The sequence below is a fragment of the Psychrobacter sp. 1176_08 genome (assembly GCF_052850615.1).
In genome coordinates this window covers 627,142-647,216 of the sequence record NZ_VXCU01000001.1, presented here as the reverse complement: position 1 = coordinate 647,216, position 20,075 = coordinate 627,142, and the positions used below count along the sequence as shown (strand labels likewise).

Here is a 20,075-nt window from a genome sequence, read left to right as displayed (position 1 = left end):
TGGTCATATTGGCGATGGTAATTTGCATCTGAATATCTTAAAGCCTGAGAACATGAGTAAAGATGATTTCTTTGCCGAGTGTCAAATCGTCAATAAGTATGTGTTTGAGACGGTACAAAAATACGGCGGCTCAGTGTCGGCTGAGCATGGCGTGGGTATGACCAAAAAGCCGTATCTGCACTATAGCCGCAGCGAGGCTGAGATGAGCTACTTGCGTGATATCAAAAAAGTCTTTGACCCAAACAATATTATGAATCGTGGGAAGATTTTTGATATTAAATAAAAGTGTTTACGCCTGTGTTTGAGTGCTTAGCTTTATATTGTCTTAAGCTAAGCATTTATAAAACAGCCATAGAATAGCTTGGAGGTGATTATGCAAGTTTTGGACATCAATACGGTAAAAAAACAACTGACGATGTCAATGGCTATAAATGCTATTGAGGATCTACTCAAAATACAAAGTGATCATCCAACGTGGGTTAAGACCCCTGAGCGCCTAGTCATTCCTACTCTTAAGGAAAGCGACACACATACTTCTGGCTCACATCTATCAATGCCATCAGTGGTTTTTGATGGTAGCAATGAATATGCAGTCGTTAAACTGGTAAATATCTGTCCAGACAATCCTAAACGTGATAAACCAACAACCATGGCAACTATTACTGTATCAGATAATGAGACAGGCGAGATATTAGCCTTTTTAGACGGAGTATATATCACTCAGGTGCGAACAGCGGCACTCTCTGCAATTGCGACCAAACATTTAGCAAATCCGGCTAGTAGTGTGGTGGCTGTAATAGGAACGGGCGGTATGGCGTATGAGCAACTCAATGCGATACTCACTGTATGTCCCATTATTAAACAGGTGAATATTTGGAATAGAACGCTTGATAAAGCGCAACAGTTTATGGATAGATTTAAAAAAGAGTATCCACAATGGCAAGTTGATATCAGAGTCTGCGACACGATAGCAAATGCTATTAAAAACGCTGATATTATCAATCTTGCCACACGAGCAAATAAAGGACTATTCGAAGCTTCACAGCTAAAGCCGAATACTCATATCAATGCCGTTGGTGCATACCAAGCAACGATGAAGGAGGTTAGTAATTCGGTTATAGAGGCCAGTACTTTCGTTATTATCGATGATGCTGAAGGTGGCTTACATGAAGCGGGTGATCTAATACAAGCAAATGATAACGTGGATTGTACTTGGACATGGGACAAGCTTACTGGCACATTGGAGGATTTAGTCAATAAAAAAATCCGTGTTGATCTCAGTCAAGACAAGGGTATTACGCTATTTAAATCAGTAGGATCTGCTAGGTTTGATGCCGCAGTCGCTTTAACGATTGCTCAAAAAGCTAAAAAAGAAGGTTTGGGTCAGCTGGTTGAGTTATGAGTAAAAGAGATTTTGATAAAGTGACTAAAATAGTTCATAAGTATAAAAGCGATACAACCCTCAAAATTTAGACGAAAAAAAGCCTCACTACTTAATAAGTAGTGAGGCTTTTAGTGCTTTTTCAAGCCATATTTGGAGCGGGAAACCCCAACCTTGGCAAGGCTCGCGGACTAAAATTATAGAAATAATGCTAATTAACTGTAAGCTACATCGTATGATATATATACGATGTAGCTTTTTTGATTATCTCTATGTATAGTGTAACATGACACAATCATATTTACACTGCACGTTTATAGTCACCATAATTTTATGGTATTTTGACACCGACTAAAAAACTATTAAATTATATTTTACTCTCCCCTAGCAGAAGTGTCCAATGTCTATATATGATATTTTGGATTCTAAAATAAGCTGCTTTATATGAGTTACGAGCTAAAGGTATGCTATGAAAAATCATAAAAATTTACCTAAATCTAGTAATCGATATGTCCCTTTGACTTCTAAAGATTTACTAAGTTTGTGTATACATCCGGAAGCCAGAACAGCATATGGAATTTATTTAGAACATTTTCCAATAGGTCATGTAGCTCAGCCTAAGGGTAATAAGATACATCTTGATGTTTTGTACGATCGAGTGAATTTCTTTTTTTTCAATAATTTTGCAGAACAATTGGGCACGATGGATAGTACCGAAGTTCATGTCATGAAGACTCAACCAAATATAAGTTCAATACGTCTAGAGTCATGGAGATATATTTGGAAAGCTTTCTTGGATCTCAAACCGGTAAATATTAAGGTTTATAATCAATTAAAGAATCAGATGCCAAAAGACATCCAACGTAAAATATGCGGAAAGTTGTTAACAATTGAACATACCTGTCAGGAAATGGTCATTTCTAGACCTAACTTCGAATATCAACAAGCAAAACAAAAAAGTCCAGTTTTTGAGATGCTTAGCTTTGAAGAGCTAATACGAAGGAATGTAAATGGAAATTGATATTGAGCACGTTACTAATGAACTCGTTCCTAATGTAGTCAATGACTATCAAAACGTTAGACAGTATTTTCTGACAATGGCTAGATTATCAGGAAAGGAGTTTATGGAGTTATCATTGCCAGAGGCAGAAAAGGATTTTGTTTTATCAAAAACAAAACTCAAAGCCATTTATAAGAGTTGTACTGGTAAATTAACGAACGATAATTTCAGAGTGACAGCATTTATAGGTTCAACGTATCATCTGAAAGATTTGGATATCGGCAATCCAACACCAGAGTGGCTTTGGGTGTCTAAAATCTGCCAACTACTAATATATTGTGCAGATCGTAAATTGATTGATAGAGTTACTGAGATAACTACTTTTGCTCGTTCGTGGGTAACACAAGGTAGTTCTTATTATTATTTATGGCAAAAGTGTGTAGAGCTACAATCTAAAGATATAGCTACTACATTTAAAAATATTGATGAGTATAAGCAACACCTCATCGATATTAATAGTCCTGACCCTGACCTTAGACAGTACATTAAGGTGCATAGAGCATTGAAATTTGTGCTACACAACAAAAAACGTATTGAGCGGACTTCCACGAGTGGTCGTAAAAGTAGGGCAACGCGACTGGTTAATGAGGAGAAAATCGAGCACGTTGAATTTAATGATGTTGATGATGATAGCGATGAATTAATTAGCGTTACTGAGTTTTTAAAAACGGATAATGATATTGATGTTATGCGTGAAAACTTAGATATTGGGTTACCAGCTTTTGCGATACTCAAGCAAACATCGCTACAAATGCCTGAAAAGCACTCTCCCCAACAGATCTACCATCGAACGCGCTCAAAGCTTCAGCATGCCAATAAGAACGAACGTTTTATTAGTAACAATGTGAGAGTTTTACCTTTATTTGCTTTGCAAAATATTTTTGCGCATCTATGGCAGCTTTTTGCAGAGCTATCATCTAATCATGATAGAGATAAAAAGAGAGTAGTTAGTTATTTGCTGCTATCAATGTTAACGGGAAGGTCAATTTTCCAGCTAAGTGAGGATATAACAGCCAATAATAAGCAATATATTAATCTAAATCGTCGAAACAATAGCTATCATTTAAATATTATCCTAGATATCACACCTCTCAGACTTCGTACTCAAGGTATTCAAAAAGTACTAGCCAATCGTTTGCTTGAATGTGACATAAGTCTTCCTGAACAACTCGGTGCGTTTTTAGCCTACAAAGGCGATATTAATGAAAAGATTTTGTATGAAGTTATAAACGAAACTCGTGAGGCCCTAAAGTTACCATATCTATCACTGGCTCGTATTGAAAAAGGCTTATACAGCATTCTTATTCATCATGTCTCTAATAGTCAGGTTGCTAGTATTATTACAGGCCGAAATGAACGTAAGCGAGCCGATATATGGTATAGCTCTAACAGTGTCGATAACATTCGAGCTGATTATCAACAGGCTATTAAACTTCTAAGTCAAAAAACCACATATAGCAATGATTACCTAAATCCAGTTTCTAACACTATTGATTATAAAATCGGTAGTCAAAACTGCCCTGATTATACAGTCATCACTGATTTTATTGATCTGTTATGCCAAAAGGTAGGTGCAACGACTGATTACATCGAAAAATTTAATGCATACAGTATTTGGCTTTGGCATGTTAGTTTGCTTTTAACTTCGGTGCGGGCCGTAGAGGGAGCACCAGGTTATTTGGACCAATTCAATTTTGGGGTGGGGCTGATTTGGATCTCTGATAAAGAAGAGCGAGCAACGGCGTCGAGTCAAAGGTATGTGCCTCTATGCCAATTCTTAAGCGAGGCAATCAATCGATACATAGATTTTCTAAAAAGCTTTGCTTCTCGTTTCTGTCGTTTAGACATGCGTATTAAATGGTGGGTTGACGAGGTAATGAATTATGAGCGACCACTGATTAACCTGTTTAATAAAAAAGGTGAGCTCGAAGCAATTCGTCCAGCACTGGTGCGAAATGAAATTCATGAGAACTTCAAGTTTAAAGAAGATTGGACAAGGCATGTTGGGCAGCGTTATCTACACGAACAGAACATAAATGAATCAATGATACTTTCTGTATTTGGTCATGAAATGATGGGGCAAGAGTCTTGGCGGAAGAATTCGTCAATAAGCATTGGCGATATTTTAGACTTGCGTCCAACTTATCAAGCACTTGCAAATAAGCTTGAGTTAAGGCAGGTGCAATTATGAGTGTAAAAAAACAGTCAGACGATGACCTATTCGGTTATAAACGTCGTGAGCAGAAGCGTAATGATCAAAGAAAAAATACTTTAGTAGAAGCTGACTTCATATGTCAAAAACTTTGGGAGAACTTTCTCGAAAATATTGAAGAAGAATCTACAGTTAATGAAGCATCTATTTATCAACTCTACGAAGATATTTACAAGGAGTTTGAAGAAAGCAAAAGTATTTCTGCAGGTCTAATGCCAATCGCATTAACCAAGCGTCTTTTCTTTTTCAATAATATTAATCGTGCACGTAAACGTAATGGTTTAGGGCCACTGCCAGCCCCTACAGTTGCTTATCAGCCTCAACGCCCAAAAAATACAGCAGTAAGCGATGCTTTTTTCTACCTGCCTAAGCTGCAAAGTATAATGAAGGAGGCTGTGCAAACATGGCAAACAAAAAACAGTTTTACACTTGTCGATAGTCTTGCATGGTTGATGTTTTCATTACTAATGCATGGTCGATTACATTCTGTTGATGTATTAAAAGCTGTCTATGTACACATCACCACTAAAAAACAGCTATATAGATTAGCGGATAGCATGGTCTATATTCCATTAGATATCGTTTCTAAAGCTTATGGTAATCAGATAGTAGATATCGTAGGTTCTGATGAAAAAATTATTTCTTACTCAAAATGGGTATTTATTGATGATATCAGTCGCCTATGGTTAGTCAAGATTAGTCACCTATTGGAAGACGAAAAATTGAAAATACCAAGCTTTCATAGTTGTGTTAGGCAGCTAGGTAATCTGATTGGACAAAAATTTAAAGCGGATGACTTAGATAAGACAGATTTTTTTAGTTATTTGAATATTTACTGGCAGACATTAGCGAATGTACATATAGATCAGCAACTGGTGGAGTTGCTTGTTCATCATGAGACCCATACTGCGATTAGTTTAAACGACTGGAAAGCTTACTTAGGTGCTCCTCAAGGATCAAATAGCACTACTATCAAAGATGAATACATAACGTTTAATAGACTTAATAGATCTACTCAAAATTTACAGGATGAAGTTGTCGAAATAGATGGTAGCGTAAGTAAAGATAAGGCTCATAAGAATGTATTAAAAGACGTTCGCCGTGCACTTATGGGGAGTAGGAAAACGATTAAGGAACAACTGGAGTTTTTGACTGAAATATACCAAAACCTTAGTGAGCAAGTTTTGATTTTCTGGATGCTTGATCTAAATGCTATTAATAAAGCTACCTCTACTCTATCAAGATACCTGACAGAAGTGGGCGAGGCATTTTTATATGGTACTCGTAATGAAGACATCACGAATTATCAAGCACATCAATATGAATTTTTATACGATAGTATCGTCGCCAAGAAAAACACTTTAAATATCGGCTATACTCAAACAGTATTGAATTCACTACACCAAAGTTTGAAAAAACATGTTGGTGCACCGCATGTTCATCTTCAGCGTGAGAATGATCCGAAAATAGTCTCTAGTAGTTTAATATCAACTGATTTATATCAACATATTTTACTAAGTGTCAGTAACCAAACCACATTATCTTCATACAATAGAAGCATGATGAAAGTGATTTTTATTCTGCTCTATCGTACCGGTCTAAGAATTAATGAGTTATTAGGCATTCGGTTAACAGATCTCGAATATGATCCATATACTTATAAAGACATCAATTTAATTATTCGTTCAAATAGCCATAGAGCCCTAAAATCAGATGATGGCACTCGTAGAATCAGTTTGCCAGTATTGTTGAAGCCGGATGAGTTTGAAGGGCTCCAGACTTACTTTATAGAAAGAACTCGTAGTAAAAAAGAAGGTAAATATTTATTTGCATTCGAGGGACTGTTGACTCCATTAGATCGAGGTAGTGTAGATCGAGTATTTAAAGAAGTCATTGGCCCTAATTATCAACACTTAGTGTTACATAGTTTTCGCCATAATGCTCTTTCTAATATGTCAGTAATACTGAGATGTCGTCAAGAAATTTTGGATATTTTTACTGATTATAACGAAGATGAGGCGCAGCGAATTAAAGAAGACTTATTAGGTAGAATGCGTACTAATTCTGGCCATCATTGGGATGCTTTAATGGAATTTGCGGGACATGCTGACCTAGATACTACTTTTAGCTCTTACATACATACTGTAGATATCATCTCGGCACATCTACTTGACCAAGCGTCTATGGAACTACCTGTTGATGTGGTGACAAAGCTTACAAATAAAGCACGTCGAAGTTTTAATCAACATAATCCAAAAGCCTTAGACTTCGAAAATAACTGTGTTGATCTGACAAAAATACGTGAGTTTATCAACCGTGAGTTAAATATCAGAAAAATTGATAATAGTAAGCAATATTTTCTTAAATCAAACACAGAAGAAGAGAGTACTATTGTTTCCCCTATTTTCGGTAAGTATGCGCGTTGGCAGATTGAAGAGTTTTTAAGTGAGATTGAGGCAGGTAAGACAGTGTCTGAAGCTGCCCAACATCATTTTGTATATGAAGATGCAGTTGGGCTATATAATCGAGCGCTGCTTCTAGCAGCTGATGAGAATGGCAAGGCTCATTATAAATTAGTATCTAAGTACAAACAGCCAAAGTCAGGACATCTATTGATAGCACCAACGCTGCCAACCATTGCTAAAGAGCAGCAACTCGTGCAGGACAGCTTTATTAAGTTAGAAAGTCTATATCTCGATCAGTCAATAAAAGAGCATGTCCAACGTATGCTTTCAATATTCTATAAAAAAGCGAATTCATCACATAGCGACCTTCGTTTTGCATTCAAGGAAAAGAAGGTATTTTACGATTATTTGGATATTGCTATAAAAATACTACCTGCTAGATACTGGCGTATAAATATAAGTGCTTATCAAATGAAGCGTACAACAAAACCTAAGAAAGGGGAGTTGAAGTATCAGAAAATAATGGATGAAAAAAAACAATTAGAAATAATGAAAGAGCTCAAAGCTGACTATCGTCAATTATCAAAAAATCTCACTAATGAAGCTTATTATAGTGGTTACTCATTGTCAGTAATTAATCCTAAAGAGCATGAGATTATTAACTCTAATAATAATGAAGCTACCCGTGCATCGTCATCACTGATAAAATATGTAATGCATTTACTGCTAATTGTAGACATGAGTTTTGAATTAGATAGATAGAAGAAGATATTCAAAGTCGATAACCAGCCTTCACTTTCTTCAACTATCTGCATAGCGGATTTCTTAAAGTAGATAATAAATCCTTTAGCTACAATAAGGATAGTTAAGAAACAATAGAATGCTACCTTATTGCTGGGACGAATTTCTCAATACCTCTACCACGCTTGCGAACAGGCAGAGAGAAAGATTTATATTGGTCGATTGGTGTACCAATTTAATTTTGCATTGACTATGCTTTAGATAAACTTTTGAAATGGGCTGATACTATGCGTCTTACTAATTATAGTGATTATGCGCTACGAACATTGATGTATTTAACGGTGATGCCAACCTCGGAAGCTTTGGCAACGATATCTGACATTGCTGATAGCTATCAGATATCTAAGAGTCATTTGACTAAAATCGTGCATCAACTCGCGCAGCTTGGCTATATAGATAGTGTACGCGGTAAAAGCGGTGGCATTCGACTGGCTGTGGCTGCCAAAGACATTAATCTGGGCCAAGTTTTACGTCATACTGAGCCTGACTTTGCCATTGTTCCTTGCTTTGAGAGCAAGTTTCTAGAAGGCAATAGCAGTGATGTTGTAGGTAAAAATGAAAATAGTAGTGTGGACAGTAATGATAATCAAAAGCTACTAACTGAGCAAATAAGGGTTGATCTGATTGATAGTTCGCCCAAAACGATGTGTACCATCAGTCCCTCATGCCAGCTAAAAGGCGTGCTTTATGAAGCCACACAAGCTTTTATTGAAGTGATGGATAATTATACCTTAGCTGATATTACTTTAAATAATAAAGAGCTTCAGAAACTGCTATTTTAAATAGGGTTTGGAGCTGGCTATAACGCATTATGATGGGTAGCCTATTTAACCAACTTACTCACCATCCATACGGCAGCGCCAATTTGAGTGCTTAAGCATGTCTTATTAAGTCTATGCTTCACATGTACTTTCACCATTGATTCTGCAATGTCCAACTTATTAGCAATCATCTTACTACTCAAATCTTCGGCGATCATTTGAATGACTTCCCACTCTCTTGTTGTCAAGAACAACCAAATCAACCTGATTGGCTGCCAAAAAGCCTAAGCATTGCCATTCATCGTTCGCTTCGCCAACCGCTTCCACACTGTTCTCAAGACTTAGCAAATCAAACAAGCCTCGACGTAACATTGGATTATTGTCAAACAATAACTACTTAGCGAGCGAGCCTGCGGTATAAGCAATGCTCCTCTTAACATTCTCGAAAATTGAATTTATATAACTAAGACGTGTTTGATTATCTCATTCTGCGTTACAACACTTGCTATGGCATTAGAGATTACTCTAAAAAGTCTCAATAATAGGACGTGTCATCAATTCAATTAATTATCTTTTAAATGCGCTAAAAATGGCTAGATTTTGCCAAACCGTGTCAAATAGCTGGTTGATATATCAATATTATTTGAGCTAATTCCCTTGTTTAATGGCAACTTGTCTCATGTTTATCACTATTTTTGGAATGAAAGAATAGCCTAGTAAAAGGGAAGTTAAAAATGTTATTATAAGATGTATTTTAAATGAATGTTTAAAGATGGTTATGTAGCTGGCCTATAAACCGTCATTAAATAGATTGAATACAGGTATCAATTAACTTCTCAGACCCTAAAAGAGAGAAATATTATGGCTACTGCACAAACGCTAAAAATTGTTAAAGCAACTGTTCCTGTATTGGAGGAGTATGGTACAAAGATTACCACGGCTTTTTATCAAAATATGTTTAATGAGCATCCAGAGTTATTAGATATTTTTAATGAAACCAATCAAAAGCTAGGTCGTCAACAAACAGCATTGGCAATGACGGTTCTGGCAGCTGCGAAACATCTTGAGCATTTAGAAGTGTTATTACCACAAGTTACCGAAATAAGTCATAAGCATCGTGCTTTGCAAATCCTACCAGAGCATTATCCCATTGTAGGTCAACATCTAATAGGCGCTATCAAACAAGTATTAGGAGAAGCAGCAAATGATGACATCATAGCGGCTTGGACAGAAGCTTATGATGAAATCGCTGACGTCTTTATTGAACTTGAAAAAGGCTTATATGAAGAGGAGATGTGGAAAGGCTTTGCAAGCTTTGAAGTGGTTGAAAAGGTAGCTGTTGCCGCTGATATTGTTGCGTTTACTGTTGTACCAACGAAAGATAGCCGAAACGATGGGCAGGATATTGATTTAAGCAAGCTTACTTTAACGGCTGGTCAATATATTACGGTAAAAACTGATCCCCAAGATAGCAATCATCTAGCACTGCGTCATTATTCTTTGAATGCCACTACTACTGACAATGGCATTCAGTTCGCCGTCAAAAGAGACAATCGTGATGGTCATTATGGCTTAGTCTCCAACTATCTACACGACGAGTTACAAGTTGGCGAGACGCTATTACTATCAGCACCAGCGGGCGATTTCGCACTTAATAAAGCGCTAATTCACCAGAACGATATTCCATTAGTACTTATCAGCGCAGGCGTTGGGATTACACCTATTTTAGCGATGTTAGAGACACAAGTAATGGCAAACCCGCAGCGTCCTATCATTTGGGCCTACGCTTGTCAGAATAAAGATCATCATGCTTTTGAGGGTCGAGTGAATCAACTGTTAGAAGCAGCGACAACGGTAGAAAAAAATATTTTTTATTTTGATAGTGGACAGCTATTAGACAATAACTTACTGGCTAATTTACCTAAACCTGCTGATATCTATGTGTGCGGCTCTATGCCATTTATGGAAAGTATGATTAGTGGCTTAATAGCGCTTGAGCATAGCTCTGACAGCGTCCACTACGAACCCTTTGGCCCTAAAATGAGTTTGCAAATATCCTAATTTTTAGCGATATATTTAAGGTATGTCATCAGACACTTATAGTGGTGATATACCTTAACCCAATAGTTTTTTTATTTTTCTGATAAAAATTTTAGCAGAGTATATGATGCGATCACCGGTAATATGATGACTATTATAGGTAAGTTTAATTACATTCAATCGTTCAGTTGCTTAATTTTAAATATAACTAAGTCATGTTCTCAATTCAATTGATGCTCGACTAAATGGACTGAAATTGGCTAAGTTTTGTCAAACCGTGTCAAATAACCGATTAATATTTTGATGTTATTTGCGCTATTTTCCTTGTTTGACGGCAATTTATCTCATTTTTGAAATGAGGACATGCCCTAAGTATCTACCTTGTTTTAAGTAAAATTTCGTCGGTGCTTATTTTATTGCTATTTCGTCCGACTAATATACTCGGGATTATAAAAATATTGATTTTAGTGCTAAAATTATCAACCATTATTCTCTCTATAAAAGACACTTATCTAAAGGGTGTTTAAGTCATTGAAATCATTCAATTGCCAAGCATATGGCACATTTGCTAGCCCCTGTCTAAAATTTATCGGTAAAAAACTGTTATGATCGTTCGACAAAAACCAAATGCATTCAAGATACTTTTTACCTTACGTGGCTCTGTGATCCCACAAATTTATCCTCAAGTTTTATTTATTACCTTACTCAGTGCAATCATATCAGCGGTTCAACACTCGATTCCAAGCTCTTTTTCTACTTATGGTGCTGTGCCTTTTACTGTGCTTGGCATCGCTTTATCTCTATTTTTAGGCTTTCGCAATAATGCGACTTATCAGCGATGGTGGGAAGCTCGAGGATTATGGGGACAGTTGGTTTTTGACTCTCGCAGTTTAACACGTCAAATAATTTCATTTATCGATGATGAGACGGAAGTTGGGCGTCATACACAGCGATCTATTATCCGCCTTAATATTGCTTTTGTTCACGCGCTACGACATAGACTGCGTAGCACGTCACCATGGGAAGATGTTGAGAGTTTTGTTGAGCCTGATCATCATAACGATATACACCAAGCGCGAAACCTACCTGAGTATCTGCTACGACTGATGGGTAAAAAGTTGGGCTATAGTCGACGTCAAAATTTGTCATCAGATCTTATGATACAGAACATGGACAATACCTTATCTTCGTTGACAGTTGTTTTAGCAGCTTGTGAACGTATTTATACGACGCCGTTGCCTTTCGCTTATACTTTATTGGTGCATCGAACTACTTATCTATTTTGTTTCCTGTTGCCTTTTGGCTTGGCAAATTCTTTAGGTTGGGCGACTCCTCTAGTGTGTGGTGTCATTGCCTATACATTTTTTGGTCTTGATGCTTTGAGTGAAGAGATAACAGACCCTTTTGGCATAGCTCCTAATAATTTACCACTTACTGCTATATCACGAATTATCGAAATTAATCTACTAGAAGCGTTAGAAGAAACAGATATTCCATCTGAGATAGTGCCAATAGATGGTTATTTTTTACAGTAAGTGATGTTAGAGACGCGGCCTTACCTCAATAAAAATATTTCTTACGGTGGCTGAATTATTCACTTTATGATTGTCTATCTTTTGATGGCTCTTTAACTTATCAAACTCCTATATTAGCCATCTCATCTGAGTAAAAATATAGGAGACTTTTAAAGTCATGTAGATAGAGAGGTAGAGCGTTTTTTACTTTGCAGTTTATTCGATGGTTTATATTTTGAAGACTACTGACCAACTACAAATTCGAAAATTACAGAATATTATTCCATGAATTACAGTAAGTAATGGTGTTGCACATAATCGATGCACAGCTCATAAAAAGCTTGGGCGGGCGGCGAGATTGATTTATTCGCCAGTTTAAATATACCGATTTGTCTGTTTAAAGCAGGGTCAAGCAAGTTTAACCAAACCAGCTCCGGCTCATTAGCAGGGAAGGCAAGTTTTGGTAGAGTGGTGATACCCAAGTCATTTCTCAATAATGAGAATAGGGAAGTGATGTTTTCTACCGTATAGCGAGCTTTACGATTGAGGGCTTCAGCGGGCGTATTTTCAAGTAACCGACAAGTGCCATTATAAATAAATGGCTGCTCAATCAGTTGCTGCCATCTTAGCCCTTGTGACTGACCAAGCGCCATATTCAGCTGGTTGCTTTTTAGACAAACCACACCGATGGGGTCGGATATGAGCGGGGTAAAATCAATGTCTGTTTGATTGATACTCGTACAGTTGCCCAATGCTAAATCAACCTCGCCTGTCAGTAAGCGATTTGCCACCCCTACTGCATTATCATCTATCAATACAATCTCAATATCGGGATGCTTTTTTGAATAGGCAGCCAGCACGCTAGGCACTAACTTCGTGACCAATGATGGCACGCTAGCAATTCTGATCTTTCCTTTGTCCCCTGAGGCGATTGCCTGTAAATCGTCTTCTAATCCTTGATAAACGCTGAGAAATTGCTGAATTTTGGGTAAACAGCTTTCTCCAAAAGGTGTCAGTGTCGTTTTGTTTCCGACTTCGAACAAACGCTGATCCAGCGTCTTCTCTAATTCCTTTATAGACGCTGATATTGCTGCTTGTGAGCGATTGGCACGATTGGCTGCTGCCCGAAAACCTCCTTCTTCTACCACGATTAAAAAATGGCGTAACTGCTGTATTTTCATATTCAGACCATCCAAAACTATTTCTTAATAATTTACCTTAGGTGATAAATTAAATCTATCAAAATTAAAATTTAACTAGTTAGATTTATCACGTTTAATTGCGTAGCATAACAAGTAGAAAATAAAGGATTGATAAAATCATCTATTTAAAGGATATGAAAATGACTACTCACTCAACCAAACAAGCCATTAAAACCTCGCTTTATGCCTCAAAGTCGCCACTTGAGTGGGCCATTACTAATAACGGAACCTTATACACTGCGCAAATTCCTATCGATGAAAAGGGTGATGTGATTGCAGGCGGTATAGAAGCGCAAACACGGCAGACGCTAGACAATTTAAAACACACTTTAGAATGTGCCAATACCAGTATGGAGTCGGTATTACAAGTATTGATCTATGTCACTAATCGCGAGTATCTAAAAACGGTCAACCAAGTCTATGCAGAATACTTTACCGCGCCTTTCCCAAATCGAGCAGCGCTGGTCATATCGGGATTGGCACGAGAAGAGATGCTAGTAGAGCTGATCGTTTATTCCGCTGTGCCACAATAATTTCCTACTTTATTAGATAACTTATCTAACTGTTCAAATTATTTTATACCCTAAATTTTAGCAAACTAAATGAGGACGTCACTATGTCAGCTGAAACTTTAAAGCAAGATCCTACAAAGTCACTTTATATCAATGGCGAATGGCAGGAAGGTGAAAATACCATTGCGAATATCAACCCGTCTGATGTTACAGAAACGATTGGCGAGTTCGCTCAAGCAAGCATTGATCAAGTCAAAGATGCCATTGCTGCTGCCCGTCACGCACAGCCAAAGTGGGAAGCGACGCCATTGGAGAAGAAGCAGTCTATCTTGCAGGCGATTGGTGATGAGATAATTGCTCGTTGTGATGAGTTAGGCACGTTGCTATCACGCGAAGAAGGCAAGCCGTTTGCGGAAGGGCGCGGTGAGATTTATCGTGCTGGTCAATTCTTTCATTATTATGCTGCTGAAGTCTTACGTCAGATGGGTGACCTTGCTGACTCAGTACGTCCAGGGGTTAAAGTTGAGGTCACACGTGAAGCCGTCGGTGTAGTCGCTATCATCTCACCATGGAACTTCCCGACGGCTACCGCGGTCTGGAAAATCGCTCCGGCATTGGCTTTTGGCAATAGCATCATTTGGAAGCCTGCGAATCTCACACCAGCCAGCGCGGTTGCGTTGGCAGAAATCATTCACCGTCAAGGTTTGCCAGAAGGCACGTTTAATTTAGTACTTGGTGGTGGCTCATCGGTCGGTGATGCGTTGATTAACTCAAAAGACATTGATGCAGTTAGTTTTACGGGTTCAGTCGCGACTGGCCGCAAAGTCGCTGCGGCAACTGCCCCGAACTTTGTGCGTTGCCAACTAGAGATGGGCAGTAAGAATGCCTTGGTCATTGCTGATGATGCGGATTTGCAAGTCGCCATTGATGCTGCTGTTGCAGGCGCATTTGGCGGTTCAGGCCAGAAATGTACCGCGTCTTCACGTCTGATTGTCATGGACGGTATTCATGATGCGTTTGTTGAGGGCGTGGTGGCAAAAATGAAAACCTTGAAAGTCGGTCATGCGCTTGATGACGGTATTTTTATGGGTCCAATTGTGGACGATAAGCAGCTCGCATCAAATATGGAATGGATCGACAAAGCTAAGCAATTGGGTGCCAATTTAGCCTTTGGTGGCGAGCGATTAGAGATGCCTCACGACGGCTACTATATGTCGCCAACCTTATTTACGGAGACGGATAACAGCTGGGCTATCAACCAAGAAGAGGTGTTTGCTCCGCTGGCTTGCGTGATGCGCGTCAACAGCTTAGAAGAGGCGATCGCCATGACCAATGATACCCGTTTCGGCTTGACTGGCGGCATCATCACCCAAAGCTTACGTAGTAGCGCGATGTTCAAAGAACAAGTGCAAGCAGGCTGCGTCATGGTCAATCTGGCGACGGCTGGCACCGATTATCATGTGCCATTTGGTGGTCGTAAAGAGTCTAGCTTTGGTCCACGCGAACAAGGACAGTACGCCAAAGAGTTTTATACCATTGTTAAAACGGCTTATCAAAAAGCGTATTAGGGCACGTACTAGGCTTCTCAAAAGTTTATCAATTGTATTGAAAGTAGAAAAGGAATTTAACATGTACCAAGACCATATCGTTATTGACGGATTACAGTACAGCCATTGGGATCGTGACTATTTCAAAATGCTGCAAGCCAGCGGTATTCATGCGGTACATGCGACCTTGGTTTATCACGAAGATGCCCGCCAGACGATGACGCGTTTTGCAGAATGGCATGCACGATTTGAGCAAAACTCAGATCTTATCTTGCCTGTTTATTCGGTCGCTGATATTGAGTCGGCAAAAAAGCAAGGTAAAGTCGGCATATTTTTTGGTGCGCAAAACTGCTCACCGATTGATGACGAGATTGGTCTGATTAGCGTCATGCGCCGTTTAGGATTGCTTATTATGCAATTGACTTATAACAATCAAAGTCTGCTAGCGACGGGTTGTTATGAGCAGAACGATTCTGGTATTACACGCTTTGGTCAGCAGGCGATAGCAGAGATGAATCGCGTCGGGATGATTATTGATATGTCGCATAGTGCTGAGCGCTCAACGCTTGAAGCGATTGAGTGTTCTTCACGCCCGATATGTATCAGTCATGCCAATCCGCTCACCGCATATGATGCGCTGCGCAACAAGTCTGACGCTGTCATCAGTGCTTTAACCAAGTCGGGCGGGCTGTTAGGTTTTAGCTTATATCCTTTTCATCTGCCTAATGGTAGTGATTGTACGTTGAATGATTTTTGCAGCATGATTGCCGATTGTGCGGATAAATATGGTGCGGAGCATTTGGCCATTGGCAGTGATTTGTGCCTGAACCAACCGCAGTCAGTATTGGAGTGGATGCGTAATGGACGCTGGTCAAAGGCGATGGATTATGGCGAAGGCAATGCCAGTAATTCAGGCTGGCCAGATACGTTACCGTGGTTCGCTGGTAAGGACGGCATGGAAAATATTTATAACGGTCTGCTAAAACATGGTTTTGATGATAATACTGCTGGCAAAATCATCGGGCAAAATTGGTTTGATTTCCTTGAGTCTGGCATAAAGCCCGTCGCTTAACTGTTTAGAATCCTCCTCATTTAAATAATGTAACGCTATCATATGGAGCCACATCATGGCCGATTTAAAGGGACTTAACCGAGATAATGAGCAAGGACGCTCGCATACTGTTGGTAAAGTAGGCGATGATTTGAACAAGAGACAAGATTCAACAGATACGTTTGGTCTTAAAAACCCCGCATTTTGGTACAGTGGTGGTTTTATCATTGCCTTTGTTTTGATGGCAGTATTTGCAGAAGCCCAGTTGGCAACGGTCATTAATGAAGGCTTTGTTTGGTCTGCCAAAATCTTCGGTCCTTTTTGGCAAATTTTATTATTGGCGACGTTTGTCATTGCGTTAGCGGTGGGGGCAGGTCGTACAGGCGATGTCATTTTAGGTGATCTACCGAAGCCTGAAATGGATGGCTTCAAGTGGATGGCTATTTTATTTTGTACCCTACTGGCGGGTGGTGGTGTTTTTTGGGCAGCAGCAGAGCCTATCGCTCATTTTGTCAGCGCACCTCCTCTTTATGGCGAATCTGCTGATATCCAACAGCGTGCCATTAATGCACTCTCGCAATCATTTATGCATTGGGGATTTTTGGCGTGGTCGATTGTCGGTAGCTTGACGGCGATTGTGATTATGCATCTGCATTATGACAAAGGCTTACCATTGAAGCCGCGTACGCTTCTTTACCCTATGTTTGGCGAACGGGTGCTCACTGGCCAAACGGGCGCGATTATCGATGCTTGCTGTATCGTTGCGGTTGCTGCTGGTACAATCGGCCCCATTGGATTTTTGGGTTTACAAACCAGTTATGCGCTCAATACGTTATTTGGTATTCCTGATACTTTTATTACCCAGCTTATTATTATTATATTTGCCATTGCGCTTTACACGCTTTCAGCCATTAGTGGATTGGCTCGCGGTATGCAAATATTGAGTCGTCTTAATGTGATATTGGCTTCCGCACTGATGGTATTTATTTTGACGTTTGGGCCAACCAAATTTATTGTCAATGGCTATATTCAAGGCGTTGGCACGATGGTTCAGAACTTCATCCCGATGGCGACTTATCGCGGTGATGAAGGTTGGCTTGGTGGATGGACGGTATTTTTTTGGGGCTGGTTCTTGGGCTATGGTCCGATGATGGCGATTTTTATTGCCCGTATCTCACGTGGCCGCACTATTCGTCAATTGATTACTACGGTTTGTATTATTGCGCCGCTGGTTACGTGCTTTTGGTTCACGATCATTGGTGGGTCAGGTCTTGCGTTTGAAATTGCCAATCCCGGTAGTGTCAGTACTGCTTTTGAAGGCTTCAACCTGCCTGGGGCGTTATTAGCCATTACTCAGCAGCTGCCATTTCCTTTGATTATATCGCTATTATTTATTATTTTGACCATGATCTTTATTATCACGACAGGCGACTCGATGACTTATACCATTAGTGTCGTTATCAGTGGTGAGCACGAGCCAAACTCTATGATTCGTGCGTTTTGGGGCATTATGATGGGGATCACTGCTATCGTTTTAATCTCGCTTGGTGCGGGGGGCGTGACAGCGTTGCAATCTTTTATCGTGATTACAGCAGTGCCAGTGTCTTTCATTCTATTGCCGTCTTTGTGGAACGGACCACAAATTGCGCGGCAAATGGCTAGAGACCAAGATCTTTATCGTCCTAACCGAGTTGAGACTGAACATCTAATCATCGAGGAAGAAATGGCTAAAGACACAGCTGCCAGAAATATTGATCAAATAGATCATTAATATATCAGTCATTTATTGATTGTCTTATCGCGTTAATGAGCCTTGTGGCTTAAAGACCCTAACCAATCTGTGACTGGCTTCACGCATTATGTAAGGTGATAGGAATATGAAACAGACATTGCCAACCAACGATACTTTAGATGCCATCAGCTTTCGCACGCCTGATGTTGTGATGAAATCTGAAAGATTGGGTGCTATGCATCAAACGCGCATCAGCTTTGTGCGGACACTTTTACGTAAAATCGATCAAGAAAATTGGACGTTAAGTAAACATCTTTGGGAGTTGGATAAAGATGGTTATGGACAAGTTATCTATCGTTTGCTAACACCAGAACACGTTTATCACTTGGTCGTATTCTGTAATGAGCTTGCAGATGAAGAGCGCAATGATCGCGTTATTGCTCAAAAATGGGACGTCACGTTTGCTTTAGTTTATGGCGAGATAGATGAGGCGTTATTTGCTAACTTAAAAGCCAATGTACCGCTGCAAGAAGCAGGCCGCAACTCCCATAAGGTCATGGTGCTGGCTCGTGCGAATAAGAGTGTGCGCATTTTTGATCATATGGTTAGCGCTCTGGCTAGTGGACAGCAACCGGATCTTGAGGTGCTGGCGCAAGTCGGTTATATCCTACGCACTACCGCCGTCTATGGTAATGGTAAGTTTGGTATTTATGATTTCAAACCGCTTGATCATAGCGAAGACTTCAATCAATCATTTCGCGCGCAGATGTGTGCGGTTTATTTGTTGAGAGAGTTTAGCCTTGATTGGGTTGATTATTTGGCAAAGCAAAAAGGTGGTAGTAACGCCGTCAGCTTACATCCAGAGATTAAGCGTTATTTGGGTATCGGTAATGCGACTGGTCTTGGAATGGCACCCTATTTAATTAATCATCCGTGTGTGGTAGACCAATGGTTGAGTACTCGTGAAGCGGCATTACAAGCTGTATTGACTTGTGATATCGAGCCTAAAGCCGATAATAGCAAAATACAGCAATTCTCAACGTTAATAAGTCGTGCGATTCAACATTTCTCTGAAGTGGTGACCATTAATGAGCCACAAATCCTGTTGAATAGCATGGTGGTTAATGAGCTAACAATATTGCAAAAAACTCTTATGACTGATCTCAATGACTGCATTACATGGGCAGACTTTTTGCAGCGTAATGATCATCTAAGCTCTGAGAGCCAAGAAGTTATTATTTCTTGCATGATGGAGCTTTATCCTGAGCGTGTAGACGGGTTTTCAGGACAGGTTAATGCCGATGAAACGATGTCTTTACCCAGTGGTAAAGTGGTGCAAGATCTCATCGATGTATTAGAGGCGCGTTATCAGTGGGCCATTAGCATTGATTTTTCAAGCGATGACAATGTCTATTGGTTTTGGTATCGCTCTGAGGATAAAGAAGAGCCAAGAATGGGCGTGCGTGGACAAGAGCGAGGTGATGATAAGGAATTTCTACTAGATATTGGACGACAGGCAAATACCCTATATTTGGCATTACGCCAAGCAAATCCACAACAGCTTATTTCTGAATTTATCTTAACGCAGCCCAAATATCGCTCGATTGCACGTCGTGTCTGGACAATGGGTCATAAAAAGATGGGCGATATTCAAATTAATGTGTTGCAGAAAACCGCGTTACCAATGCATCTATTGCGCTGTAAGCTGTCTATGTTTGGGGCAACCAAATTTGATCCACGCTCGGATCGTTGGGTTCGTGTCACGCTATTCCAAGGCGCGCCTTTGTTTGACGACGTAGATAGCGACGAATGGTTGTTTCCTTTACTACCAACATTACCTTTATCCGTACAATAAGA

16 protein-coding genes are annotated in these 20,075 nt (G+C 39.7%); 13 read left to right on the top strand and 3 right to left on the bottom strand.

Translation table 11 applies throughout. The features are described 5' to 3' along the window. The 6 genes from FW759_RS02625 to FW759_RS02600 all read left to right on the top strand — a co-directional run. The coding region (locus FW759_RS02625) for an FAD-linked oxidase C-terminal domain-containing protein (protein ID WP_446442106.1) at positions 1 to 283 on the top strand (283 nt) is incomplete at its 5' end. Between the two features lie 90 nt (positions 284 to 373). Then, positions 374 to 1,402 carry an ornithine cyclodeaminase family protein gene (locus tag FW759_RS02620; protein ID WP_443530717.1) on the top strand — a complete coding sequence of 343 codons (1,029 nt, stop codon included), beginning with the start codon at positions 374 to 376 and terminating at the stop codon, positions 1,400 to 1,402. A 448-nt stretch (positions 1,403 to 1,850) separates the two neighbouring features. After that, complete coding sequence (locus FW759_RS02615; protein ID WP_446442105.1) at positions 1,851 to 2,402, top strand: hypothetical protein; 552 nt, start codon at positions 1,851 to 1,853, stop codon at positions 2,400 to 2,402. Further along, positions 2,392 to 4,632 (top strand): hypothetical protein, encoded by a 2,241-nt coding sequence (locus FW759_RS02610; protein WP_446442104.1) that lies wholly within the window; start codon positions 2,392 to 2,394, stop codon positions 4,630 to 4,632. Before FW759_RS02615 ends, FW759_RS02610 begins: the two co-directional genes overlap by 11 nt. After that, positions 4,629 to 7,820, top strand: a complete 3,192-nt coding sequence (locus FW759_RS02605) for a site-specific integrase (RefSeq protein ID WP_446442103.1) — start codon at positions 4,629 to 4,631, stop codon at positions 7,818 to 7,820. Before FW759_RS02610 ends, FW759_RS02605 begins: the two co-directional genes overlap by 4 nt. Positions 7,821 to 8,086: 266 nt before the next feature. Further along, entirely contained in the window at positions 8,087 to 8,641 is a 555-nt protein-coding gene (locus tag FW759_RS02600; protein ID WP_446442102.1) for an Rrf2 family transcriptional regulator, read from the top strand. 41 nt (positions 8,642 to 8,682) lie between these two features. On the opposite strand, the gene FW759_RS02595 is transcribed toward FW759_RS02600, so the two are convergent. Together FW759_RS02595 and FW759_RS02590 are read right to left on the bottom strand one after the other, a co-directional pair. Then, positions 8,683 to 8,811 carry a hypothetical protein gene (locus FW759_RS02595; RefSeq protein WP_320157668.1) on the bottom strand — a complete coding sequence of 43 codons (129 nt, stop codon included), beginning with the start codon at positions 8,809 to 8,811 and terminating at the stop codon, positions 8,683 to 8,685. A 4-nt stretch (positions 8,812 to 8,815) separates the two neighbouring features. After that, positions 8,816 to 9,010 carry a hypothetical protein gene (locus tag FW759_RS02590; RefSeq protein ID WP_446442128.1) on the bottom strand — a complete coding sequence of 65 codons (195 nt, stop codon included), beginning with the start codon at positions 9,008 to 9,010 and terminating at the stop codon, positions 8,816 to 8,818. 471 nt (positions 9,011 to 9,481) lie between these two features. On the opposite strand from FW759_RS02590, the gene FW759_RS02585 reads away from it, so the two are divergent. Then, complete coding sequence (locus FW759_RS02585) at positions 9,482 to 10,681, top strand: globin domain-containing protein (RefSeq protein ID WP_443530713.1); 1,200 nt, start codon at positions 9,482 to 9,484, stop codon at positions 10,679 to 10,681. Between the two features lie 584 nt (positions 10,682 to 11,265). Then, positions 11,266 to 12,195 (top strand): bestrophin family protein, encoded by a 930-nt coding sequence (locus tag FW759_RS02580; RefSeq protein WP_062844850.1) that lies wholly within the window; start codon positions 11,266 to 11,268, stop codon positions 12,193 to 12,195. Positions 12,196 to 12,464: 269 nt separating this feature from the next. On the opposite strand, the gene FW759_RS02575 is transcribed toward FW759_RS02580, so the two are convergent. Beyond that, the gene (locus FW759_RS02575; RefSeq protein WP_353670014.1) at positions 12,465 to 13,355 is read right to left on the bottom strand and encodes a LysR family transcriptional regulator; all 891 of its coding nucleotides are present in this window, start codon (positions 13,353 to 13,355) and stop codon (positions 12,465 to 12,467) included. Positions 13,356 to 13,516: 161 nt separating this feature from the next. On the opposite strand from FW759_RS02575, the gene FW759_RS02570 reads away from it, so the two are divergent. From FW759_RS02570 to FW759_RS02550, 5 genes are all read left to right on the top strand, one after another. Further along, entirely contained in the window at positions 13,517 to 13,909 is a 393-nt protein-coding gene (locus tag FW759_RS02570) for a RidA family protein (protein ID WP_353670013.1), read from the top strand. Positions 13,910 to 13,992: 83 nt separating this feature from the next. Then, a complete protein-coding gene (locus FW759_RS02565; RefSeq protein WP_353670012.1) occupies positions 13,993 to 15,456 on the top strand; it encodes an aldehyde dehydrogenase family protein in 1,464 nt (487 codons plus the stop codon). Between the two features lie 61 nt (positions 15,457 to 15,517). Beyond that, a complete protein-coding gene (locus FW759_RS02560) occupies positions 15,518 to 16,507 on the top strand; it encodes a membrane dipeptidase (RefSeq protein ID WP_353670011.1) in 990 nt (329 codons plus the stop codon). A 55-nt stretch (positions 16,508 to 16,562) separates the two neighbouring features. Further along, the gene (locus FW759_RS02555; protein ID WP_446442101.1) at positions 16,563 to 18,257 is read left to right on the top strand and encodes a BCCT family transporter; all 1,695 of its coding nucleotides are present in this window, start codon (positions 16,563 to 16,565) and stop codon (positions 18,255 to 18,257) included. A 106-nt stretch (positions 18,258 to 18,363) separates the two neighbouring features. Then, on the top strand, positions 18,364 to 20,073 hold the full coding sequence (locus FW759_RS02550; RefSeq protein WP_353670009.1) for a hypothetical protein: 1,710 nt from the start codon (positions 18,364 to 18,366) through the stop codon (positions 20,071 to 20,073). Positions 20,074 to 20,075: the final 2 nt, after the last annotated feature.